Here is a 23631-nt window from a genome sequence, read left to right as displayed (position 1 = left end):
GCCAGGTGGGGGGTGGGCGCGAAGGCCGCGGCGCAGGGCAGGAGGCGCTGCGCGAGGCCGCGGGGGCTGCGCGGCGGAGCCGGGCGCGGATGCTCGCGGCGCTGCGCTGGGTCGAGCGGCTCGGCGGTCTGTCGGCGGAGGCACGCGGGCGCTGGGACGTGGCGCTGGCGCGCTACCGCCGGGAGCGAGCCCTGCTCGATGAGGAAGCGGCGCGGGACTGGACGCTCTCGCGGGGGCGCCTCGCGGAGGTGCTGAGGGCGCGGCGGGAAGCGCACGGCAAGCTGCGCGAGGCGCTCGATGGGGCGTTGGCGGCGTTGGCGGCGTTGGCGACGCTCGCGGAGAGCGGCGCGCGGCCGGGAAGAGAGGGCGAGGTCGCGGGGGAGGGTGGGGAGGGTGGTGAAGGTGGTGACGGAGAGGCGCGCCTCGGAGCACCCGCCACGCCCGAGGAGGGCGAGGTGCTGCTCGTCTACCACCCGGTGCGCGCGGGGTGGGTGGGGTTCGCGGTCACGGCTGGGGAGGTGCGCGCGCGCAGGCTCGGGGAGGTGGATTCAGGCGCGCCGGAGGCGCAGCTCGCGGCGCAGCTCCTCGCGCCGTTCGGCGATCTCTTGCAGCGATCGCGGCGGCTGCGGGTGGCGGCGTTCGGGGCGCTGGAGCGCGTGGATGTGCACGCGCTTCCCTGGGAAGGGGAGCCGGTCGTGGCGCGGTGGCCCGTGGTGTACGGGCTGGACCTCCGTGAGGGCGGGCTGCGCGTGGCCGGGGGGGCCGTCCGGGCGTCGAGGCGCGCGATCCTCGTGGCCGATCCGCGGGGGGATCTGCCGGCCGCGCGGCGGGAGGCGCGCGCGGTGCGGGCTGCGCTAGAGGGGCGCGGGGCAGGGTGGCAGGCCGCGTACCTCGAAGGCGCGGCGGCGACGCACCGGGCGGTGCGCGATGCGCTGGATGTCGAGGGCGCGACGCTGTTCCACTACGCGGGCCACGGCGTCTTCGCGGGACGGGATGGCTGGGAGAGCGGGCTGCCGCTCGCCGAGGGAGGGTGGCTCACCCTCGGGGACATCATGGCCCTGCCCCGGGTCCCGGAGCGGGTGATCTTGTCCGGGTGCGAGACGGGGCGCAGCGGAGAGGAGCCCACGTCCGGGGGGCTCGGGCTGGCGCAGGCCTTCGCGGTGGGGGGAGCCCTGGAGATCCTCGCTGCGGTGCGGCCCGTCGAGGATGCGCTGGCCGAGCGGATGATGACGGGGGTCCACGAGGCGATGGGGGTCGATCCGGCCCTCGGCCTCCCCGAGGCGCTGCGTGCCGCGCAGCTCGCAGTGGTGCGCGAGGGGAACAAGGTGGACTGGCAGAGCTTTCGCGCGATCGTTCCCTGAGGTGGCGGGCAGGGAGGCCCGGGACCGCTGTTCGTGCGCCGCCACGAGCGTGAGGGTGGTCTCGGAGGCGAGCGTGTCAGAGGCGCGCGGGCTGGATCGTATCCCGGACAGCCCGCCTCGCGCCGAGTGCGGGCCTTGCCGAGGAGTCCATGGAGAACGATCTCACCGCCCCGCGCTGTGGCCGATGGCCGCGCACAGCGCACCCGTCCCGCGCCTCGCGGGTCGTCCCGAGCGCCGTCGCCTGCCTGCTGTCCGTGGCAGGCGCGGCATGTGTCGAGGTCACCGCGCCACCCCTGGAGGGCGCCGCGGAGGAGGAGGTGGGTGAGGCGTCCGAGGCGCTGGTGACCGGGGGCGTCGGGTGCTCCGGGCGTCAGTGGATCGCCGTGCAGCAGCAGCACGCGGCGTGCGCGGTGCCTCCTCCAGGCTGGAACGTGAGCCCGCTGTTCGGACCGACGGCGCCGCCGGGGCTCTCCTCGCTCTGTCGCTACGAGTCCATGGCAGGCGTCGGCGCGATCCCGCCCTCCGCGGTGGCGATGCTCCACCAGGCGCTCACGGCGCAGGGAGCCACGGAGATCACGGAAGACTGCGTCGTCGTCGAGCCGCTGGCCGGGCAGTTCGCCGCCGAGGTGCGCCCCTGGCTGCGCGCGGAGATGCTGGAGCACCTGGGGGCGGCGGGGCCTCTCCCCGCTGCCAGCAAGTCGTCCGCCGTGGAGATCGCGGTGGTGGACTCCTCACCGGATGCGGTCGAGGGGACGATCCCGCACGGGCTGCTCGAGCATGGGTACACCATGGCCTGGATCGCCCGCGAGGTGGCATGTCCACCTGGAGCGTGTACCGGGCACGTGACCACCCACCTCGCGCTCCCACACGTCTCGAACACGAGCGTGAACCTCCTGAGGGGCGGCTACTTCGGGACGCGGGGGCAGCTCGCGCAGGCCATCTTCCGGGCGGTGGAGGCGTGGAAGGGCGCCTATCCGGCGCGGGGCCGGCTGGTGATCAACCTGAGCGTCGGCTGGGAGCCCGACGCGGGGTGCGGCGATCCGGGAGTGCCAGGAGGCCTCTCGCTCTCCGAGCGCGCGGTGTTCCTCGCGCTCGAGCATGCCGCCTGCCACGGCGCGCTCGTCGTGGCAGCCGCGGGCAATGATCCCGGGGGGCCCCAGCCCATTCACCCCGCGGGCACCGTCATGCCCGGAGGGCCGGTCTGCCCCGCGGCCTGGTCGGTGACGAGCGCGCCCAGCGCCAGCAGGTGTGCGGCGATCGAGGCGCCCGGCTATGCGCTCGCGATGGGCACCACACCGCTGCTCTACGCGCCGTCCTCCGCGCCGTCGCTGCCCGTCGACAACGCGCTCCTCTTCGCTGTGGGCGGCGTCGATTACGCCGACCGTCCCATCGTTCGCGCGCGGACCGGGGGGAGCCCGCGCCTCGCGGCGCTGGCCTTCGGGGGAGTCGCTGGCGAGGATCCGGTGAAGCTTCCGGTGCCGCTGACAGGGACGTCGGTCGCCGCCGCGGCCGTGAGCGGGATCGCGGCGGCGCTGTGGGCCTACCGGCCGGATCTCACGGCCACCGAGGTCATGGATCTGGTGTACCGCTCCGGGACGCTCCTTCTCCGGAAGGCCGACTTCGCTGCGCCCGGCGTCGCGGACGAGGTGCGCCGCGTCGACCGGTGCCAGGCGCTCGTGGCGGGGTGTCCGCCAGGACAGAGCGCGACGACCTGTCCCGCGCAGGGGATGAAGTGTGTCCCTGCGCCGCCGGCAGAGGCGACCCAGAACCCCGCATGGTCGCAGGCGCTGGGAGGTCTCCTCGCAGGCGATGTCGCAGACGCAGTGTCGTACGCTGGCCCTGCCCAGCCACTCGGCACACCCATCGGGTCCTCGCTGTACAGGAGCCTCGCGGCTGCTCCCTGGGTGCATCCTCAACCCGAGCGACCTCCGTGTGGCGCATGCGTCTTCCGCCGCTCCGACCGCCGGCTGTACGTGGAGATCGGCGCCAGCTTCCCGACGCAGCGGGTGTTGACGGGCATGACGCTGACGCTGACGGGGATCGCTCCGCTGGAAGGGCGTCCCCACAGCGTGTCCCTATGCGCTGCCGAGCCCTCTGCAGGTGACCTCCAGCACGATGCCGTTCACCGTGCGCGACATCCCGTGGGCCCAGGATCTCAGCGTGGTGCAGTCGGCCTCGCTCTCGTGGGTCGTCACCGACCCCAGCACCATGACCACTGCCTCGATCACGGAGCAGATCCTGCTGGAGCCCTGAGCGCGGTGTGACCGTCAGGGTGGGGGTGGGGTCGCGGGCCTCGCGGGCGGGGGGAAGGCCCCCCCGCCGCAGAGGGGGCTCAAGGTAGGGGGAACGCCTAGAAGTCGCAGCCGCACTCGCCAGCCGCGCAGAGGCTCCGGAGGTTCTGGAGCACCTGCGCCTGACTCGAGAGGCAGCCCGTGCCGACGCCATTGTAGCCGCTGGGCCACGGGTACTTGGCGTTCTTCAGGTAGAAGGGACACGCGCAGGTCGGGCAGTTGCTGTTGTCGTGCCAGTAGCAGGTACCGAGCTGCTGCTTCCCGATGTTCGACATCGCCAGCAGGTTTGCGTCCGTCAGCGCGGCGCAGGCCGCCGTCACGGGGCAGCACTGGGTGCCGGTGTCGCACACGGCGTCGACGGCATCCCCGGTGGCTTCGACGCCTGCTTCCTCCTCCTCGTCCACGATCGGTGGCAGGTCCTGCTGCGTGCACGCGGCGAACGAGGTGAGGGCGAGCGCGAGGAGCGCAGGCACGCCGAGGAACCGCGAGGTCTTCATGGACGATCTCCTTCGTCGCGCGCACGCCGCTCAGGCATGCGCGCGGTGTGAACATGGATGGGCAATCCCAGAGGCGCGTGGCTGTGGAGGTGCGCGCGCTCCGTGCGGACCGCGCCTGCGCAGCGCAGGCTTCCTCTGGTCCCTCGGCCTACGCGGCGCGGCCCGGGCGTCTGACAGGGGAGGCGAAAAAGAATCGGGCTGGCCCGGGGAGAGAGGAGCGGGCGAGGCGGGCGAGGCGGGCGAGGGACTGATGGCAGGCGTGGAACCTGATGGCGGGCCTGGAGGATGGTGGGGATGAATGGTGGGGGATGAAGGAGACGAGGCCGAGCCGAGCCGGGACGTTGAAGTGAGGAGGTAGCTCCGGTATCCATGAGAGATGCCGCGGAACTCCGCCCTCCTGCCTGCCTTCGCCTCGCTCGTGCTCGCCTCGCTCGCGGGAGCATCGCCAGCCGCCGCGCTGGTCACCCAGCCGAACGGCCAGGTGATGCCCGTCAACTCCAACAATGGCGAGACCCAGCTCTTCACGCTGTTCGCCCAGCGCGGAGAGAACCTCGACTACCAGCAGGATGGGAAGACCTCGCCGGCCACGTTCTCGCCGCTGTGCGACTTCCGGGCGACGTTCGTGCTCAAGCAGTCGGGCTCCTCGCTCGGAGTCGGCTGGTACAACGTGGACCCGGCGGCGACGACGGCGCCCGCGCTCGCGGACATCCACGTCATCGTGCCCGCGGGCTCGCCGGTGGGCACGGTGATCACGGCGACCGACATCAAGAACGATCCGAACTACCTGAACGGCGAGATCGGCTTCGCGCTGGTCGGGGGGCAGACCCACTACTCCGAGCAGAAGTGGAACCCGCTCTGCAGCGGGTGCAATCCGCCGGGGAACTGGATCACCGGGGTGATCTACGCCTCCACGGTGACGGCGAACGCTTATTACCTCGCGTTCGAGGACGGCAACGTCGGCGCCACGCCGAACAGCTTCCAGAACGACGGCGACTACAACGACTACGTCTACTTCTTTGAGGGGCTGGTCTGCTCGGGCGGCGGCGAGCCGTGCGACACCGGGCTCCCTGGGGTGTGCGCGCAGGGGGTGACGCAGTGTGCGTCGGGCGGCGTGGTGTGCGAGGGGCTGGTGCCGGCCTCGGGTGAGACCTGCGACGGGATCGACAACGACTGCGATGGCGCCACCGACAACGGGGACCTCTGCCAGGAAGGCTACGTCTGCGACAAGGGGACGTGCGTGCAGGCCTGCGGTATCGGGGAGTTCGTCTGCTTCGACGGCAAGGTCTGCGACGCCAACGGGTTCTGCGTGGATCCTGCCTGCGCGGACGTGGTGTGCGACGCGGGGCAGGTCTGCGTGGGAGGCACCTGCAAGGCGCCGTGCGACGGGGTGAGCTGCCCCTACCCGACGGTGTGCCGGGTGGGCGCCTGCGTGGACCCCTGCGCGAACGTGATGTGCGACGACGGGCAGGTCTGCGACAACGGGGTGTGCAGGACGAGCTGCTCGTGCGCGCCCTGCGCGGGAGGGCTCTCCTGCGAGGCGCAGAGCGGGGTGTGCCTGGAAGAGGCCTGCCTGACGGTGACCTGCGACGCGGGGACGCACTGCGTGGCCGGGACCTGCGTGGACTCGTGCGAGGGCGCGACGTGCCCGAGCGGGCAGGTGTGCACGGAGGGGGCGTGCGTGGACGATCCCAACGCGGGCACCGGCGGGAACGGCGGGGGCACGACGGGGATCACCGTGGGCGTCAGCGTCGGGGGCAGCGGCGCGACGGGTGGCGCCGGTGGTGAAGGTGGCGCGGCTTCCGGTGGGGCCTCGGGCGGGACCGGCACGGCTGGCGAGTCGAGCGGCTGCGGGTGCCGCACGGCGGGCGCGTCAGAGACGACGGGCGCGTCAGGCGCGGCGGGCGCGGCGGGGATGGGTGGCGTGGGCTTGCTGGCCCTCGGGCTGCTCGGGCTCCGGCGGCGGCCCCGGCGCGCGCGCCGCGATCAGGTCTGATCCGCGCTGCCGAGGCTTCCAGGGCTGCGCTCCTGTACTACAGTGCGCAGCCCATGAGCCGCTTGCTCCCTCTGCTCCTCGCGCTCTCTGCGTCCTCCGCGCTCCTCTCGGCCGCGTGCGCCACGCCCGAGCCGAAACCCAAAGAGCCGCTCGGCCAGATGCCGGAGGCCTCGACCACCGCGAAGCCCGAGTGGATCCCCTTCAGCATCCGCGCCGGCAAGCCCGTCGAGGGGAACCCGAAGGAGAAGCACCTGACCGAGCTCCGTCAGCTCACCTTCGGCGGGGAGAACGCGGAGGCGTACTGGTCGCCGGACAGCAGGAAGCTCATCCTCCAGTCCACCCGAGAGGGGAACGCGTGCGACCAGATCTACACGCTGGATCTCGGCAGCGGTGAGACGAAGCGGGTCTCCAACGGTCAGGGCAAGACCACCTGCAGCTACTTCTTCTACCCGGGCGGGAAGAGCCCGGAGAAGGTGCTCTTCGCGTCCACCCACGCGAACAGCCCGGAGTGCCCGGCGAAGCCCGACAGGTCGCAGGGCTACGTGTGGCCCCTCGACGAGTTCGACATCTACACGGCGAACGCCGACGGCAGCGACATCCAGCCGTTCATCACGGGCAAGGGGTACGACGCCGAGGCGACCATCGCCTTCGACGGGTCGCGCATCGTCTTCACGAGCACCCGCGACGGGGACCTGGAGCTGTACACGTCGAAGCTCGACGGGACCGACATCAAGCGCATCACCAACACCCCGGGCTACGACGGGGGCGCGTTCTTCTCGCCCGACTCGAAGAAGCTCGTGTGGCGCGCCAGCCGGCCCGAGGGCAAGGAGCTGGAGGACTTCAAGGCGCTGCTCGGGAAGGGGCTGGTGCGCCCGAGCAAGCTGGAGATCGTGGTCGCCGCCGCCGATGGGTCGAACCCGCGCACGGTGACGAAGAACGGGCGGGCGAACTTCGGGCCTTACTTCCTGCCTGACTCGCGGCGGGTGATCTTCTCGTCCGACATGATCTCGCCGCCGGGGCACCGGGGCGTGCCGAACTTCGAGCTGTTCGTGGTGGACACGGAGGCGCCGCCGACGGCCGAGGGCGCAGCTCCCGCCGAGCGGATCACCGAGTACGAAGGGTTCGATGGGTTCCCGATGTTCTCGCCGGACGGGCAGTACCTGGTGTTCGCGTCGAACCGGTTCGGAAGCCAGCCCGGGGAGACGAACCTGTTCGTGGCGCGCTGGGTCGAATGAGGCGCTCGCGCGGCGACGTGCGGCACGTGCGGCACGCGCGGCGCGCGCGGCGCACCGTCTCCCTGCGCGCGCCGGGCGTCGTCTGTGCGCTGGCCGCAGGGGTGGGCTGCTCCGGGTCGGCACCTCCGGGGGCCTCCGCGGTTCCTGCGCAGGTCGCGGCGATCGACGTCGCGGCGCCGGCGTACGCTTCGCCGGCGCGCTGGGGGTATCACCCGGCGGCACCCTCCGGCACGACAGCGGCGCTCAGGCTCCCGGATGGTACGTGCGTGGGGGTCGCAGAGAGCGGCCAGCGCTGGTCGGTCGCGCCGGCCGAGAGCGTGTCGACGCCCGAGGACGAGGACGTCGACGTGTGCGCAGGCGTCGGGACGCCGAGCCGCTACCTGGCGCCAGAGCCGCTCGTCGGTCTGTCGCGGCGCTCGGCGAGCGCGTTCTGGTTCTTCGGGCGGAGCCACACGGTGTACGAGGCGGCGACGCCCCTCGGGCCGTTCGTGCGCACCATCCCGCCGCCGCTGCCGCTGCGGAGGATCTCGGGCTCGGGCTCGACCCTGCTGGCGGTCACCGAGGAGGGAGGGCTGCTGCGCCTCGATGAGGGGGAAGGGGCGTGGAAGGAAGCGGCGCTCCCTTCGCCCGCGAAAGCCGCGTCACCTGCAGGCGCGGGCGCTGCGGGGGCGTCGTTCTGGGCCTTCGACGTGGTCGCGGGGGAGGGGGGTCGTGCGCTCGCGCTCGCGGTGCCCGAGGCGCTCTTCCACAGTACGGATGGTGGGGTCACCTGGGCGCGCGCGCCGGTCGGGCCCGAGGGGCTGTGGCGCGTGGGGGCGCTGCAGGGAGGGGAGCTGCTGGCGGAAGGCGCGCTGCGATCGGTGGCGTGGGAGCCGCGCCGCGCGGCGGCGTTCACGAAGGTGGGCGTCGGTCTGCCGCCTGCGCTCTCCGCGGTGCCGCAGGCGAAGCCGATGCCCTCGGCGACGGCCGTGCACATGGGGCGAGGGGTGGTCACCGGGGTGCGCTACCTGGAGATCGGGAGGCCCGAGGAGCACGAAGGATCATGGTCGCTGATGGGGGGGACGTTCGAGGGGCCGCTGTCGGTGCGCGCGCTGCCCGGGACCGAGAGCTGCGGGAGCATCAAGGTCGGCGCTGCCGGGAAGAACGTGGCGGCGGTCTGCGTCAAAGGGGAGGATGATCTCATCCTCGCCGAGGTGCTGCGCAGCGATGACGGTGGCGTGAAGTGGTCGATGGCGGCGCGGCTCACCACACCACACGTGGACGGCCTCGGCGTCGCCGTCTCGCCAGAGGGTGCGGTGCTCGTCACGGGGGCATGCAAGCCGGGCAGCTCGGAGAGCGAGGGCGGGGACGAGGAGCCGGATCTCCTCGGGAGCGGCTCGCCGGTAGGGCGGGGAGGGGATGAGACCTGCCGTCCGACAGCGCCGGTGCTGATCCGCATGGAGGGCGATCGGCCGGTGGTGACCCTCGCGGCGGCGCCCACGCTGGGCTCGTACGCGGCGCTGCCCACGTTCTCCGTGGATGGCCGCTCGGCGTACTTCGTGGGCGAGCGGAGCAAGGACGAGCGTCTGGCGCTGTTCGTCTCGCACGACGGCGGCGAGACGTTCGCGCCCCGCCTGCTCGTGCAGGAGGAGGGGAGCGCCGGGGCGGCGGCGGGGGCCGCCGAGAGAGACGGGCCAGTCCCCGAGCCCGAGGACGAGGAGGAGCACGAGGAGCGCGAGGAGACCGGGGGCTTCACGGTCTCGGAGGAGAGCGCGCTGGTGCCCGCCGAGGATGGTGCGGTGGGGCTCGTGCTCGGGCGCGACGGTCGGCAGGTCGTGCTCGTCACCGACGAGGATGGGCGGATCCAGTCCACGGGGAGCCCGCCCGCCGAGGGGGCGATGGTCGGCGTCGCCGGGCGGCGGGCGCTGGCCGTGGCCGTGGAGGCGCGTCAGGAGCGCGGCCTGGATGCTGCGGTCCTGGCGTGGGAGTCGCTCGATGGAGGTGGGAGCTGGGCCGAGCTGCCGATCGCGCCGGCCATCCTGCAGGATGCGGGCGGGGTGCTCTCGGTGGCCTGCAGCGTGGCCGGGTGCCTGGTGGGCGACGTGGTCACGCGGGTGGGCTGGAGCGGGCAGGCGGAGGCCCCGCTGCCGCCGTCGCCGGAGCCTGCCAGGACCGAGCCCGCGGTGCGCACCCCCGTGGCGTGCGAGCTCGATCGCGGTGGGACGTGGACACGCGTGGAGTACGCGGTCGCGGGGGCCTGGGGCATGCCGTCCGCCAACGAGCTGATGCGCGGTCGCGCGGTGTGGTCCGTGCTCACGCGTGAGCCGACCGGTGCCATCGCGACGGTGGCGGCGCTGTTGCCCGAGGCTTCGCCGCGGGGCGCAGGAGGCGCAGGGAGCGCGGGAAGCGCGGGGAGCGGAGAGGCGAAGATCGTCACCCGCCCGCTGTTCACGGCGCCCGGGAAGGGCACGCGGACCGCGCTGGATGTGAGCTTCCAGATGGAGGGCTACGCCGCGGCCCGGGTGCGCCTGCCGGGCTCTCCGAAGACGCCGATCCCGGACGGCACGCCGATGCGCAACGTGGAGATCGCCTGGGAGAACTGGATCGAGGGGACGTCGGGGCGGGTGACGCTCCCCGATGCCGGGATGGTGGACACGGGGGACGTGGTGCCTGCCGCGGGGGATGCGTACGATCCGGAGCTGCTCTCGGTGTCCGTGCGGGGGATCTTCGTGCGACCGCACACGGAGGGCGCGGACACGTTCTTCATCGAGCCGGGAGGGCGGGGGAAGCTCCAGCGCTTCGACTATCCGACCTGGCCCGCCGGTGTGAACGGGCGCGCGCTGCGGGTGGGCAGCGATGCGGTCTTCGCCGATGGGCGTGCGCTGGGGGTGGGCATGCTGCAGCTCAATGAGAGCGCAGCCATCACCACGGTGCTGCTGGCGCACCGGGACGGCGCTGCCGGGAGTGTCACGTCCTCAGGAGGCGCTGCGTCAGCCGGGGGTGGGTCGCTGGACGCGGTGCAGACGGGACCGTGGACGATCCATGCGGCCACGGTGACGCCGCCGCTCAGCGGTCCAGGGCTGCTGGGGATGACGGACTGGTCGTATGCGGGAGGCGTCATCGGGGTGACCACCCTGCTCTCGCACCCGGCGCGGGGTCGCGGGTGGGCCGTGTTTCAGGCGTTCCAGGGCGATGGCACCCTGGGAGCACCCCGCGCGCTGCCGACGCCCTGGGATCTGCCCGCGGCACCGAAGCCATGCTCGGCGTCGGAGCGGGCGTCGACGGCCAGGCTCGAAGCGCCGATGTTCGCGGGGGCAGAGCCGCTCTTCCCCGGGACGCGTCACCCGGTGACGGTGATCGACACGGCGAGCATGGGCGGCACGGGCGGGACGGGCGGCACGGGTGGGCTGACGCAGCCCCTGACGCTGCTCACCTCCTCGGTCGTGCTGCAGGGGACGAAGGCCGCGCCCTGTGTCTCCGGCTGGGAAGCGAGGCCGCTCGGAGATGCGCGGGTGATGGCGCTGCTGACCGGCGATCTGGCGCACTCCTGGCTGTTCCGCGCCATCGCGGGGAGCGACCGCAACGCCTTCGAGGTGCGGCCGATGAGCTGTCGCTTCGAGGCTGCGGCGAAGGTTCCGGACGGTGTGTGGAGCGAGCCAGGCACGTCTCGTGCGTCGCGTTGAACGTGTGCGTGGTTGGTGGCTCAGGCACACGTAGCTCGGAAAATGCGTAAACAGACGGATATTTCCGGCCTGTCGCTGTTGCCAACGTTCTTGCGCATGACGCAGTGCAGAGGCTAGCCTCTCGGGTCGGAACTGTAAGGAGGGACCCGATGGTAAAGAAGCGGCGGCGTCTGGAACTGAGGAAGACGCTGTTTCTCCTCCCGAACCTCATCACCCTGTCCTCGATCTTCTGCGGGTTCGATTCGATCCGCATCTCGGCGACAGCGAAGACGGAGGACGACTTCTACCGGGCCGCTCTGCTGATCGTCTTCGCGATGTTCTTCGACACGCTCGATGGGCGCGTCGCGCGGATGACGAAGACCCAGAGCGCCTTCGGCCTGCAGATCGACTCGCTCGCCGACGTGGTGGCCTTCGGGGTGGCCCCTTCGCTCCTCGTCTACCAGTGGACGCTCCACCGCTTCGAGACCGTGGGGCTCGTGGCGGCCTTCCTGTTCACGGCCCTCGGGGCAGTCCGCCTGGCCCGCTTCAACGTGCTCTCGATGGGCGAGGGGGGCAAACCGACCAAGCCTTCCAAGTACATCGTGGGGCTGCCCATCCCGGGCGCGGCGGGGATCCTGGTCTCCATCGTGGTGGCCAACCACGCGGCGGGCGGGATGATCGGGGGCGCCGAGTACGCGGCGGGTATCCTGGGGATCACGGTGGTCCTGTCGCTGTTCATGGTGTCCACCATCCGCTTCCGCTCCTTCAAGGACATGAAGGTGAACGCGTGGACGGTGGGCCTGGTGGCCTTCGCCGTCGGCTCCAGCGTCCTCATCTCGACCCAGCTCAAGCCGGCCTTCGTCCTGGTCTGGCTGCTCGGGGTTTACGTGATGATCGGGATCTGCGAGTCGCTCTGGCAGCTCCCGGGCCGCCTGCGTGGCGTCCGGAGCGATGCGCGCGCCAGCATGGCCTCCCTCCCTCCGCGTGACTCCGTGCCCCCCGGGGCCCCTCCGGCGCTGTAGTGGCCGAGAGCTTTCGGCTAGAGTAGGCGCCGATGAGGAATCGGGTCTTCTTCCCGCAGGCCGCGCTCGACGAGTGGATTGCGAACGATCGGATCGAGCTGAGGGGCGATGAGCTCCTCATGAAGGGCGAGAACCGCCGCTACAAGATCATCGAGGCCATCCGGGTGCTGACCGAGGTGACCGGCGCCGCGGACACCCACGAGGTGGTGGGGAAGGTCAAGACGCGGGCGTTCCTCACGGAGCTGGGGGCCGAGATCCTGCAGGGCTCGATGATCATCGGCGACAACGCCTACGACGTGATCCAGGGCTTCATCGGCGCCCCCATGGGCAGCTTCTCCGACCACCGCCGGGTCGCCCCTCCCTCGGGGACCAAGCAGGCGGCGGCCGTCAAGTCGGACGAGGACCTCCTGGCCGCCTTCCTGTCGACCAAGCTCTGAGGCGAGAGGCCCGCGCCGGCTCGCACCTGGGCGCGAAGACGCGCTACGCTGGTCTCCCATGACCGAGGCCCTCTCCGCGGTCACCTTCGCGGTTGCACTGCTCCTCTACGGTGGCGCAAGCGCGCTCTTCTTCTTCGACGTGGCCGGGGCCCGCGCGCCGCGGGGGCGTGCGCCATCCCCCAGCTTGCCCTCCGTCGCGCTCCCTCCCTTCCCGGACGCAGGCGTTCCCGACCTGCGGCCCATCGGGCGGCCCTCTCTCCCCTCGCTCCCGCTCGATGCCGCGGCGGCGGCGCCCTCGTTCACCCGCCACGCGCCGCTCCTGCTCGGCCTCGGCGCGCTCGCGCACGCGGCGTACGTCACCATCGCCAGCTTCGTCGCGCACGTGTGCCCCGTGCACTCGGTGCACTTCATGCTCTCCGTGGCCTCGCTCCTCGCGACGGCGACGTACGTCCTGGCGCGGCGTCGCTTCCGCATCGACGCGCTCGGCCTCGTCGTGGGACCCCTCGGGCTCGCGTTCCTCCTCGGGACCTTCTTCCTCGGCAAGCCCGGGCCCGAGCCCAAGCTGCCGTCGGGCTTCATCGCGGCGCACGTGCTCGCGAACCTGCTCGGGATCGCCTTCTTCCTGCTCGCTGGCGCTGCGGCGACCCTCTACCTCGTCCAGGAGAAGCGCCTGAAGCGGAAGCGCGCGGCGCTGGCTCCCGGCAACCTCCCGGCGCTGGACACGCTGGATCGCGCGGTGCACCGCTTCCTCGCGGCAGGCTTTCTGCCGCTCACGCTCGGGGTGGTGACCGGCACCTTCTGGGCGCGGCGCCTGGAGATGGGGCACCCCGACGAGATCATGCGGACCGTGTTCGGCTACGCGACCTGGCTGCTCGTCGCCACCGTGCTCGTGCTGCGGGTCGCGGCGGGGTGGCGCGGTCGGCGCGCGGCCTACGGTACCATTGCGGGGCTCGCGTGCGCCGGGGTGGTGCTGGTCATCTACCTGTTCCGTCCTGCGATCGCTGCCGGAGGCGGTGACCGTACCGAGCCGCGCGCGCAGGTCGAGGCCGACGTGCCCGCGCTCCCTCGGGGAGGCCATCCCCGGTGATCGTCGTCGTCGGGCTGTCTCACAAGACAGCGCCCATCGAGGTCCGGGAGCGACTCGCCGTGGGACGCGAGGCGCTGCCGGGGTTCCTCCAGCAGCTCGTCGCGCACCCTGCGATCGGCGAGGCGGTGGTGCTCTCCACCTGCAACCGGGTGGAGATCTACGCGGCTCCCCGCCGCGCCGTGACCGTGCCCGCGGGTACCTCGGAGCGTCCCGGCGGCGCTGCGTTCCCGGAGGCGGAGCAGGCGCGCGAGAACGAGGCGCTCCACGGCATCGTCGCTGCCCTCTGCGCGATCGGGGGGGACGCGATCCGGCCTTATCTGGCCGGCGCGCGCGGGTTCGATGCGGTCCTGCACCTGTTCCGCGTCGCCACCTCGCTCGACTCGCTGGTCGTCGGCGAGCCGCAGATCCTGGGGCAGCTCAAGGAGGCGCTGGATCTGGCGCGGGGCGCGGGCACGGTCGGGGCGAAGATCGGGCAGGCCATGAACCGGGCCTTCAAGGTGGGCAAGCGGGCCCGCGCCGAGACGGCCATCGGGGCAGGGCAGGTCTCGGTGTCCAGCGTGGCCATCGAGCTCGCCCGGCAGATCTTCGCGGACCTCGCCGGGAGGACGGCGCTGCTCGTGGGCGCCGGGGAGATGGCGGAGGCCGCCTCGCGCCTCCTCGTGCGCGCGGGGGCGAGGCTCACGGTGGTGAACCGCAGCGTGGAGCGCGCCGCGGCGCTGGCCCGGGAGGTGGGCGGCGAGCCGCGCGCCTGGTCCGAGCTGGAGCGGTCGGTCATCGAGGCGGACATCGTGGTCTCCTCGACGTCGAGCCCCACCTACGTGATCCCGGTGGATCTCGTGCGGCGGGCCCGCAAGGCGCGGCGCGGTCGGAGCCTGTTCCTCATCGACATCGCGGTCCCGCGGGACGTGGATCCGGCGGTCAACGATCTCGACAACGTCTACCTCTACGACGTCGACGATCTGTCGCAGATCGTGGCGCAGTCGCTGCAGGAGCGCGCCGTGGAGGCGGCGCGGGCCGAGCAGATCGTGCGTGAGGAGGTGAAGGGGTACGAGGCGTGGGCGCTCACGCGCGCGCTCACCCCGACCATCGTCGACCTCCGGGCGCGCACGAGGTCCATCCTCGCCGCGGAGGTGGAGCGCAGCCTCGCGGGCAAGCTCCGGCACCTGAACGCCGCGGACCGGCAGGCGCTGGCGATGATGGTGGAGGCGGCGACGAACAAGCTGCTGCACGTGCCGACCACGCGCCTGCGCGGGCTGGCCGGCGACGAGCGCGCCGAGGATCACGTGGAAGCACTGCGCGCCCTGTTCGATCTCGACAGCTCACCCCAGGGGGAGCAGGGCCCGCCCTCTTCTCCATCCGTTCCCCCGTCTTCACCTGTGCCGTCGGTGTCTTCGGCGTCTTCGGCGTCTTCGGCGTCTTCGGCGTCTTCCGTGCCTTCCGTGCCTTCCGTCTCGATCACCATGCCCCCCGGTGCAGCCCACGCGGCGGGGATCAAGGGAGCCTGAGCGTCATGCGTCTCGTCCTCGCCACCCGTCGATCCGCGCTCGCGCTCGCCCAGTCACGTGCCTTCGCGGAGCACCTCAAGAGCGCCGTTCCGAGCCTGGTCATCGAGGAGCTTCAGGTGGTGACCTCGGGCGACAAGACGCAGGATCGGCCGCTGCAGGACATCGGCGGCAAGGGGCTGTTCATCAAGGAACTGGAGGAGGCGCTGCTCGATGGCCGCGCCGACTTCGCGGTGCACTCGATCAAGGACGTCCCCGCCGAGATCGCGCCGTCGCTCACGCTGGCGTGCATCCCTGCGCGCGAAGATCCGAGGGACGTGCTGGTCTCTCGCACGGGAGCCCCCCTCAAGGCGCTGCCCGAGGGGGCGCGGGTGGGCACGTCGAGCCTGCGGCGCGCGGTGGCCCTGCTCGCCGTGCGGCCAGACCTGCAGATCACGCCCCTGCGCGGGAACGTGGACACGCGGCTGCGCAAGGTGGAGGAGGGCGTCGTCGACGTCGCCGTGCTCGCGCTGGCGGGCTTGAAGCGGCTGGGGCTCGCGGCGAGGGCCACGGAGATCCTGGAGCCGGAGGTGTCGCTCCCGGCGATCGGCCAGGGGGCGCTCGGCATCGAGTGCCGGGTGGACGACGCGCGCGCCCACGAGGCGCTCGCCGCGGTGGTCCATCCGGAGACCGCGACCTGCGTGTCGGCGGAGCGCGCGGTGATGGCAGCGGTGGAGGGCAACTGCCGCATGCCGGTGGCGGCTCACGCGGTGCGTGCGGGCGGAGTGCTGTGGTTGCGGGCGTTCCTCGCGGAGCCAGACGGGTCCCGGATGCGCACCGGCGAGCGGCGTGTCCCGTGGCCTCAAGATGCGCTGGAGGCCGCGCGCTGCGGCGAGGATCTGGGGGCGGAGCTGAGGTCGGCGTAAGGCGAGGGCGGGCCGGCATGGCAAGGCCGCACATCGTCACCATCGGCGGGGGCACCGGGCACTACACCCTGCTCACGGGCCTGCGCACGCTCGACGCCAGGATCACCGCCATCGTCACGATGATGGACTCGGGCGGCAGCTCGGGCCGGCTGCGCGACGAGTACGGGCTGCTCCCGCCCGGGGATTTCACCCGGTGCCTGGCGGCGCTGTCCTCTCACCCCGACGCGCTCAAGGAGCTGTTCGGCCACCGCTTCCGCGCGGGGAGCCTGGGCGGTCACACGGTGCGCAACCTGCTGTTCACGGCCGTGCAGGAGATCACCGGCTCCGTCCCGCTCACGGTGGAGCGGCTGCACGAGATCTTCGCCGTACAGAACCGGGTGCTGCCGGTCACGGCCGACCACGTGGATCTGGTGATGCACCTGGAGAGCGATCGGGTGATCCGGGGCGAGGCGTCGATCGATACGCTGGCCGATCTCCTGGAGGCGCCGGTGCTGTCGGTGTACCTGGAGCCGGAGGCGAGGGCTTACCCGCCCGCGCTGGCCGCCCTCGCGGAGGCGGACCTGATCGTGATCGGGCCCGGAGATCTCTTCACGAGCCTGGTGCCCAACCTGCTGGTGAAGGGGGTGCGCGAGGCCATCGCGGAGAGCCGGGCCAAGGTGCTCTACGTGTGCAACCTGATGACGAAGCCGAACGAGACGCCCGGCTACACCGTCGACGACTTCGTGGGGACCATGGCGATGTACCTCGGCGAGGCGCAGCTCGACGCGGTGCTGTACAACGCGGTGTGGGCCTCGGCGCGGCTCGATGCCTACGCTTCGGAGCGGTCGCGGCCGGTGCTGATCGGCGCGGAAGATGCGCTGCCTCCGGGGCTGCTGGTGACGGGAGATCTGCTGGCCGAAGGGCGGCTCATCCGTCACGACCCCCGGAAGCTGGCGGCGGCGATCGAGCTGCTGTCACGCGAGCGTGGGTGGTGGTGAGGTCGGCGCGGGAGGCGCAGGAGGCGCAGGAGGCGCAGGAGGCGCAGGAGGCGCAGGAGGCGCAGGAGGCGCAGGAGGCGCAGGAGGCGCAGCAGCACCATGCGGTCGGGAGCTGAGGGTGTCCACGCCCGGCCACGTCGCCCTCGTCCTGCACGCGCACCTGCCGTACGTGCGGCACCCGGAGCACCCGCGATCCATCGAGGAGCGCTGGTTCTTCGAGGCCCTGTGGGAGTCGTACCTGCCGCTGCTCGGGGTCCTCGATCGTCTGGCGGCCGAGGGGGTGCGGGCGCCGCTGACGCTCTCGGTCTCGCCGCCGCTCGCGGCCATGCTGCGCGACCCCATGCTGTGTCAGCGCTTCGAGGCGCATCTCGGGCGCGTTGAAGCCTTGGCGGGGCGCGCTGCGCGCGTGCTGGAACAGGGGCCTCTCACGGAGGCGCTCGGCTTTTACCGGCGGCGCATCGAGGCGACGTGGGCGGCGTGGGAAGGGTGCGGTCGGGATCTGCTCGGGGCGCTGCGGCGTCACGCGCAGGCGGGGCACCTGGCGCTGTGGACCACGGCGGCGACGCACGCCTTTCTCCCGGGGCTGCTCCCGACGCCCGCCTCGATCCGCGCCCAGATCCGGCTGGGGAGGGCCGGCTTCGGGGCGCTGGTGCACGGGGACGCACAGGTAGCCTCACCCGGGTTCTGGCTGCCGGAGTGTGGCTGGCACCCGCGGCTGGATGCGGTGCTGGCGGAGGCAGGGGTGGGGTGCACGATCGTCGATGCGCACGCGCTGGAGATGGGCACGCCGCGCCCCGCGCAAGGTGGGTACGCGCCGGTGCTGACGCGCGGAGGGGTGGCGTGCTTCGGGCGTGATCCCGTGGCGACGCGCGAGGTGTGGTCGCGGGCAGAGGGATACCCGGGGCACCCCGTGTACCGCGAGTTCCACCGTGATGTGGGCTTCGATCTGGAGGAAGCAGTGCTGGGGGAGGAGCTGGGGCCCGACGGCGTGCGGCTCATGAGTGGCCTCAAGCTCCACCGCATCACCGGCCCCGTGATGGAGAAGGCGCCGTACGATCCTGACGTCGCAGCGGTGCAGGCGCGGGCTCACGCGGAGACGTTCGTGGCGCGGCGTCGGGAGCACCTCGCGCGTCTGCCCCGTGGCACGGTGCCGCCCGTGGTGGTGGCGGCCTATGACGCCGAGCTGTTCGGGCACTGGTGGCTGGAAGGCCCAGACTTCCTCGAGCACGCCCTGCGCGGGCTCGCCGGACACGCCGGACGCGCCGGGGAAGGTGCGGGTGAGGGAGAGGGGACCCTGGTCACGCCCGGCGATTATCTGGAGCGCCACGGGGCCGCGGGGATGGCGGAGCCCCTCGCGTCGAGCTGGGGAGAAGGTGGCTTCGGTGCGGTGTGGATCGGACCTCGGACGGCGCGGCTGTGGCGCCATGTGCACCATGCAGAGCGGCCGGTGCGGGTCGCGCTCGTCCGTGCAAGGGAGCTCGGCCATGAGCAGGGACGCGCGCTGGACCAGGCCATCCGGGAGCTGCTCCTGCTCCAGGCGAGTGACTGGGCGTTCATGATCGACCGCGACGAAGCGGCCTCCTATGCCGAGCTGCGGGTGCGGGCCCATGCGGGCCGTGCACGCCAGATGGCTGAAATTGCCGGTCGCGAGGCATGCACGCCCGAGGATGCAGCCCGTGTCGCCGCTGCTTGCAGGCAGACGCCGTTTCTTGTCGAACTCTCCAGCGACGTGTTGCGGGAAGCGCTGGCGTGAGCTGAAGACACCCCGGGATCCAGAGGGGGATGGCGGCTGTGAGCCGGGTGTCGGGTGACCTGCAGCGGGAACTGAACCGGAGAGGATGGACGTGGACGTCCGAGGTGTCCCGGGCTACCTGACGTGCCGCGGGAGGGCGGTCAGCTACCGCCCTGGAGCGAACAGATCCCGGGAAGGTGGGTCGAGAAGTCACCCACGCCCTTGCGAAGCTGACCAATCAGTCACTATCATCTCCCGACTCCCTCACGAGTACTCCCACAGACCCACTCGGGCTCGCTCCGCCCCTTGATGACCGTCCGGTCGATTCCCGAGGTTGCCTCCGCTGGCGACTGAGGGCAGGACCAAGGGCGCTCCGGCCTGACATCGAGCGATCTGGATCCATCCCCATGAGACGAGAATCGATCGGTCCCTTCCTCCGCAGCTCCGGACCTCGCGAGGCGCTTCGCCTTCCGTCCGAGGGTCCCTCTCCCCGTCGCGCACATCTCGGCCAGCTCACGGTGGCGCTGATGCTGGCGGCAGCAGCGGCGCTCGGCACGGGTTGCAAGAAGCCCGAGACCAGCACCGCGAAGCCCGACGCCACGACGCCCGCCAAGGCCAGGCCGTCGGTGCACTTCGCGGGCGTGGCCGTCCGACCCCTGCCGCAGACGCTGGACATCAGCGGGACGCTCGCCGCCGACGAGATGAGCGCGGTGGCCGCTCAGGCGAGCGGCATCGTGGTGCAGATCGCGGCCGACGTGGGCACGCGCGTGAAGAAGGGTGACCCGCTGGTCATCCTGGACGCGAAGAACGCGCAGCTCCAGTCGCAGGCCGCGAGCGCCGCCGTGAACCAGGCGAAGGCGCGGCTGGTGTTCTCGGACGGCAAGGGGGGCAAGGTCCTCGACCCCACCCTGGTCCCCGAGGTGAGGTCGGCCAAGGAGAACGCGGATCTCGCGAAGTCCGAGTCCGAGCGGGTGAAGAAGCTGTTCGATCAGGGAGCGCTGTCGCAGTCGCAGTGGGACGAGGCGAGGACGCGCGCGCAGTCGGCCGCGGCCCAGTACGACGCGGCGCTCGCGGGGGTGCAGGCCACGGCAGCGTCGCTGGCGTCGGCGCAGGCGCAGGCGGGGCTCGCCTCCAAGGCGCTGAGCGACACCACGGTGCGCGCGCCCTTCGACGGCGCGGTGGCCGAGCGGCAGGTGAGCCTCGGCGAGTTCGCCAACGTGGGGCGCACGATGATGGTCGTCGTGAAGGACAACCCGCTCCGGCTGCAGATCGATGTGCCGGAGACCGGAGTGTCCTCCATCGAGATGGGCAAGGCCGTGGAGGTGACGGTGGCGGCCTACCCGGGGCAGGTCTTCAAGGGCGCGATCAAGCGTATCGGCGCGAGCCTGAAGGCCGCATCCCGGACGCTGCCCGTCGAGGCCGAGTTCGACAACTCGGACGGCAAGCTGCGCGCCGGGTTCTTCGCGCAGGGGCGCATCACCCTGGGCGGCAACCCGAGCCCCGCGGTGCTCGTCCCCGCGACGGCGGTGGGGACCTCGGGGACGAGCGCGCGGGTGTTCGTGCGCGCAGGTGATCGGGTCTCGGAGCGCCTCGTGAAAGCGGGGCGCCGCGTCGATGATCTCGTCGAGGTGATCGGCCCGCTCCGCGAGGGCGAAGAGGTCGCAGTCGACCACGTCGCGGAGCTATCGGACGGTGCAGAGGTGGTCGTCGCGGCGGGAGCGCCGGAGCCGACCACCCCTGCCAAGGCACCCTGAGGAAGTACCATGCAGTGGCTCGCAGCAATCTGCATCCGTAGGCCCGTCTTCGCGACGGTGATCGTGCTGGTTCTGACCGTTCTCGGCACGTTCTCGTACTTCGGGCTGGGCGTGGACCGCTTCCCGAAGATCGACTTCCCGTTCGTGGTGGTCAACACGGTCCTGCCGGGGTCGGCGCCGCAGGAGGTCGAGCTCGAGCTCTCCGACAAGATCGAGTCGGCGGTCAACACCATCAGCGGCATCGAGGAGCTTCGCTCGTACTCGGTCGAGGGGTTGAGCCAGGTCATCGTCCAGTTCACGCTGGAGAAGGACGCGGACGTCGCCGCCCAGGAGGTGCGCGAGAAGATCGACCTGATCATGGCCGATCTGCCGAAGGGCGTGGAGCCGCCGACGGTCATGAAGATGGACCCGGACGCCGCTCCGGTGCTCACCCTGGCGATCTCGTCGAGCAAGGGCGACGTCCGGGCGGTCACGGAGTTCGCCGACAAGGTGGTCCGGCGCGAGCTGGAGTCGGCGAGCGGCGTCGGTCAGGCGACGCTCATCGGAGGTCGGTTGCGCCAGATCAACATCTGGATCGATCCCGACAAGCTCCAGAAGTACAACCTGAGCGCGAGCGCCGTGACCATGTCGCTCGCGGCGCAGAACATCGAGCTCCCCGCCGGCCGCATGGAGCAAGGCGACAAGGCGCTCACGGTGCGCACCAGCGGCCGCGTGCAGTCGGTCGACCAGATGAAAGACATCATGGTCGCGATGCGCGATGGCTACTCCGTCCGCCTCGGTGACGTGGCCGAGGTGCAGGACGGCATGGCCGAGCCGGAGTCGGTCGGCTTCCGCGGCACGAACCCGGCGGTGCTCCTGAACGTCAGGAAGCAGAGCGGCACCAACACGATCGAGGTCGTCGCGGGCATCAAGGAGCGCCTCAAGAACGTCGAGAAGCGCCTGCCCGAGGGGTACAAGATCGAGATCGCCCGCGATCAGTCGGAGTTCGTGGAGAACTCGGTGCACGCCGTGAAGGAGCACCTCGTGCTCGGCGCGCTCTTCGCCGCGATCATCGTCTTCCTCTTCCTCGCCAACGCGCGCAGCACGCTGATCAGCGCGATCGCCATCCCGACCAGCATCATCGCCACCTTCACGCTCATGAACGTGGCGGGCTTCACGCTGAACGGGCTCACCCTGCTCGCGCTGACGCTCTCGGTCGGCATCGTCATCGACGACGCGATCGTGGTGCTCGAGAACATCTACCGCTGGATCGAGGAGAAGGGCATGTCGCCCTGGGAGGCGGCGTTCGGAGGCACGAAGGAGATCGGCCTCGCAGTGCTCGCGACCACCCTCTCGCTCATCGCGGTGTTCTTGCCGGTCGCTTTCATGAGCGGCATCATCGGTCGCTTCCTCAACTCCTTCGGCCTGACCATGGCGTTCGCCATCGCGGTCTCGCTGGTCGTGAGCTTCACGCTCACGCCGATGCTGTCGGCGCGCTTCCTCAAGCGGCCCGACCATCAGCACGATCAGGGGCCCGCGAAGAAGTCGCCGCTCTACGGACCCATCGAGCGGCTGTACATGCGGATGCTCCGGTGGAGCATGGCGCACCGCTGGGCGATCGTGCTCGCCTGCTTCGTGGCGCTGTTCTCGATCCCGGTGATCGGCAGGTTCGCCAACGTGAACTTCCTGCCCGTGGAAGACGAGTCGCAGTTCGGCGTCACCGTCCGGGCGCCCGAGGGCACGAGCCTCGACCAGACGCGCATCATCGCGACGCGCATGGCCACGGAACTCGAGAAGATGCCCGGCGTGGCCTACAGCCTGACCACCATCGGCGATGATCCGCAGCTCACCCAGAACCTGGCGACGCTGTACGTCAAGCTCCTCCCGCCCACGCAGCGCAACCGCACCCAGGAGCAGATCATCGATGCGAGCCGGCGCGAGGTGCTGCCGAAGTTCGCGTCCGAGAACCTGCGTACCAGCGTGGGTCCGATCCCTGCCTTCGGCGGCGGTGCCCAGGCGCAGGTCGCGTACATGGTGCAAGGGCCCGACATGCAGCGGCTCAGCGAGATCACCCTGAGCCTCCTGGAGCGGCTGAAGAAGATCCCGGGCGTCGTCGATCCCGACACCACGCTGCTGCCGGGCAGGCCCGAGATCCGCGCCCAGATCGACCGCAAGAAGGCGTCGGATCTCGGGGTGTCGGTGGCGGACGTGGCCTCCACGCTCCAGCTTCTCGTGGGCGGCTACAAGGTGTCGACCTACAACGAGGGCGGCGAGCAGTACGAGGTCTTCGCCAGGGCGCTGTCGACCTACCGCTCGGACGCGCAGGGGCTCGCGCGGATGACGGTGCCCACCATGAAGCTCGGGGCGGTGACGCTCGACAACGTGGTGAATTTCACCGAGGGGAGCGGTCCGTCGCGCATCGAGCGCTTCAACAGGCAGCGGCAGTTCATGCTGACGTGCAACCTGGAGGCAGGGAGCTCTCAGCAGAAGGTGCTCGACGAGCTCGACAAGGCCGTGAAGGAAGTGGGGCTCCCTGCCGGCTACTCGGCAGGTCCGATCGGCTCCTCGAAGGAACTCGCCAAGGCGGCGAAGGGCTTCATGCTCGCGTTCCTCCTGTCGTTCATCTTCATGTACCTGGTGCTGGCGGCGCAGTTCGAGTCGTGGCTGCACCCGCTCACCATCCTCATCTCGCTGCCGCTCACGGTGCCCTTCGCGATCATCTCGGTGATCATCTTCCGGCAGTCGCTCAACATCTTCTCGATGCTGGGGATCCTGGTGCTCTTCGGCGTCGTGAAGAAGAATTCGATCCTCCAGATCGATCACACCATCAAGCTGCGCGCATCAGGGCTGCCACGGTTCGAGGCCATCATGGAGGCGAACCGCGATCGGCTCCGGCCCATCCTGATGACCACGGTGGCGTTCGTGGCAGGCATGATCCCGCTCGTCGTCTCGAGCGGCGCGGGCTCCGGCGCAAACCGCGCGACGGGCTTCGTGATCATCGGTGGGCAGACCCTGGCGCTCTTGCTCACCCTGCTCGCGACGCCGGTGACGTACTCGCTGTTCGATGATCTGTCGGTCAAGCTGAAGAAGCTGCTCCCTGCCTCCTGGCAGACGAGCGCCGCCCCCCCTGGCGAGGGCCCCCACGACGGGCCCCTGTCCTCTGGCCTGCACGGACATCCGCCGCATCAGCATCAGCCGGCTGGCGGCGAGGAGTGAGG

General features: G+C 71.3%; 15 protein-coding genes. 14 read left to right on the top strand and 1 reads right to left on the bottom strand.

From position 1 onward, the window contains the following. Both CAP_RS31695 and CAP_RS31690 read left to right on the top strand, forming a co-directional pair. Positions 1-1361, top strand: a 1361-nt coding sequence (locus CAP_RS31695; protein WP_156041318.1) for a CHAT domain-containing protein, incomplete at its 5' end; no start/stop codon positions are given. A 149-nt stretch (positions 1362-1510) separates the two neighbouring features. Then, positions 1511-3625: a S8 family serine peptidase gene (locus CAP_RS31690; RefSeq protein WP_044247696.1), complete on the top strand. Its 2115-nt coding sequence runs from the start codon at positions 1511-1513 to the stop codon at positions 3623-3625. A gap of 86 nt (positions 3626-3711) precedes the next feature. Here the strand turns inward: CAP_RS31690 and CAP_RS31685 are convergent, their stop codons facing one another. After that, positions 3712-4149: a hypothetical protein gene (locus CAP_RS31685; protein WP_044247695.1), complete on the bottom strand. Its 438-nt coding sequence runs from the start codon at positions 4147-4149 to the stop codon at positions 3712-3714. Between the two features lie 376 nt (positions 4150-4525). Between CAP_RS31685 and CAP_RS31680 the strand changes: the two genes are divergently transcribed. From CAP_RS31680 to CAP_RS31625, 12 genes are all read left to right on the top strand, one after another. Continuing rightward, the gene (locus tag CAP_RS31680; RefSeq protein ID WP_044247694.1) at positions 4526-6142 is read left to right on the top strand and encodes a hypothetical protein; all 1617 of its coding nucleotides are present in this window, start codon (positions 4526-4528) and stop codon (positions 6140-6142) included. A gap of 53 nt (positions 6143-6195) precedes the next feature. Then, positions 6196-7377 (top strand): PD40 domain-containing protein, encoded by a 1182-nt coding sequence (locus tag CAP_RS31675; RefSeq protein ID WP_044247693.1) that lies wholly within the window; start codon positions 6196-6198, stop codon positions 7375-7377. Next, positions 7374-11039: a hypothetical protein gene (locus CAP_RS31670; protein WP_044247691.1), complete on the top strand. Its 3666-nt coding sequence runs from the start codon at positions 7374-7376 to the stop codon at positions 11037-11039. Before CAP_RS31675 ends, CAP_RS31670 begins: the two co-directional genes overlap by 4 nt. A 149-nt stretch (positions 11040-11188) precedes the next feature. Next, positions 11189-12040 (top strand): CDP-diacylglycerol--serine O-phosphatidyltransferase, encoded by an 852-nt coding sequence (gene pssA / locus CAP_RS31665; protein WP_044247690.1) that lies wholly within the window; start codon positions 11189-11191, stop codon positions 12038-12040. A gap of 32 nt (positions 12041-12072) precedes the next feature. Next, positions 12073-12477: a hypothetical protein gene (locus CAP_RS31660; protein WP_044247689.1), complete on the top strand. Its 405-nt coding sequence runs from the start codon at positions 12073-12075 to the stop codon at positions 12475-12477. Between the two features lie 58 nt (positions 12478-12535). After that, positions 12536-13564 carry a cytochrome C assembly family protein gene (locus tag CAP_RS31655; protein ID WP_063748783.1) on the top strand — a complete coding sequence of 343 codons (1029 nt, stop codon included), beginning with the start codon at positions 12536-12538 and terminating at the stop codon, positions 13562-13564. After that, complete coding sequence (gene hemA / locus CAP_RS31650; RefSeq protein WP_231511794.1) at positions 13561-15069, top strand: glutamyl-tRNA reductase; 1509 nt, start codon at positions 13561-13563, stop codon at positions 15067-15069. The genes CAP_RS31655 and hemA overlap by 4 nt, the downstream gene beginning before the upstream one ends. Positions 15070-15074: 5 nt before the next feature. Next, positions 15075-15971 (top strand): hydroxymethylbilane synthase, encoded by an 897-nt coding sequence (gene hemC, locus CAP_RS31645; protein WP_044247688.1) that lies wholly within the window; start codon positions 15075-15077, stop codon positions 15969-15971. 17 nt (positions 15972-15988) lie between these two features. Then, entirely contained in the window at positions 15989-16948 is a 960-nt protein-coding gene (locus tag CAP_RS31640; RefSeq protein WP_044247685.1) for a gluconeogenesis factor YvcK family protein, read from the top strand. 118 nt (positions 16949-17066) lie between these two features. Further along, the gene (locus CAP_RS31635) at positions 17067-18701 is read left to right on the top strand and encodes a glycoside hydrolase family 57 protein (protein ID WP_044247680.1); all 1635 of its coding nucleotides are present in this window, start codon (positions 17067-17069) and stop codon (positions 18699-18701) included. A gap of 386 nt (positions 18702-19087) precedes the next feature. Further along, positions 19088-20434, top strand: a complete 1347-nt coding sequence (locus CAP_RS31630) for an efflux RND transporter periplasmic adaptor subunit (protein WP_231511793.1) — start codon at positions 19088-19090, stop codon at positions 20432-20434. A 9-nt stretch (positions 20435-20443) separates the two neighbouring features. Beyond that, on the top strand, positions 20444-23629 hold the full coding sequence (locus CAP_RS31625) for an efflux RND transporter permease subunit (protein WP_081865466.1): 3186 nt from the start codon (positions 20444-20446) through the stop codon (positions 23627-23629). Positions 23630-23631: the final 2 nt, after the last annotated feature.

The sequence above is a fragment of the Chondromyces apiculatus DSM 436 genome, from assembly GCF_000601485.1.
GTDB lineage: Bacteria > Myxococcota_A > Polyangia > Polyangiales > Polyangiaceae > Chondromyces > Chondromyces apiculatus.
The sequence above is the reverse complement of the archived record's forward strand: the minus strand, read 5'-3'. Positions and strand labels throughout refer to the sequence as shown.

What these genes read in the sequence shown, in the direction of transcription:
- pssA (WP_044247690.1), top strand. Translation starts at nt 11,189, where the DNA reads ATGGTAAAGAAGCGGCGGCGTCTGGAACTGAGGAAGACGCTGTTTCTC.
- CAP_RS31630 (WP_231511793.1), top strand. Translation starts at nt 19,088, where the DNA reads ATGAGACGAGAATCGATCGGTCCCTTCCTCCGCAGCTCCGGACCTCGC.
- hemC (WP_044247688.1), top strand. Translation starts at nt 15,075, where the DNA reads ATGCGTCTCGTCCTCGCCACCCGTCGATCCGCGCTCGCGCTCGCCCAG.
- CAP_RS31640 (WP_044247685.1), top strand. Translation starts at nt 15,989, where the DNA reads ATGGCAAGGCCGCACATCGTCACCATCGGCGGGGGCACCGGGCACTAC.
- CAP_RS31685 (WP_044247695.1), bottom strand. Translation starts at nt 4,149, where the DNA reads ATGAAGACCTCGCGGTTCCTCGGCGTGCCTGCGCTCCTCGCGCTCGCC.
- CAP_RS31680 (WP_044247694.1), top strand. Translation starts at nt 4,526, where the DNA reads ATGCCGCGGAACTCCGCCCTCCTGCCTGCCTTCGCCTCGCTCGTGCTC.
- CAP_RS31675 (WP_044247693.1), top strand. Translation starts at nt 6,196, where the DNA reads ATGAGCCGCTTGCTCCCTCTGCTCCTCGCGCTCTCTGCGTCCTCCGCG.
- CAP_RS31670 (WP_044247691.1), top strand. Translation starts at nt 7,374, where the DNA reads ATGAGGCGCTCGCGCGGCGACGTGCGGCACGTGCGGCACGCGCGGCGC.
- CAP_RS31660 (WP_044247689.1), top strand. Translation starts at nt 12,073, where the DNA reads ATGAGGAATCGGGTCTTCTTCCCGCAGGCCGCGCTCGACGAGTGGATT.
- CAP_RS31655 (WP_063748783.1), top strand. Translation starts at nt 12,536, where the DNA reads ATGACCGAGGCCCTCTCCGCGGTCACCTTCGCGGTTGCACTGCTCCTC.
- CAP_RS31690 (WP_044247696.1), top strand. Translation starts at nt 1,511, where the DNA reads ATGGAGAACGATCTCACCGCCCCGCGCTGTGGCCGATGGCCGCGCACA.
- CAP_RS31625 (WP_081865466.1), top strand. Translation starts at nt 20,444, where the DNA reads ATGCAGTGGCTCGCAGCAATCTGCATCCGTAGGCCCGTCTTCGCGACG.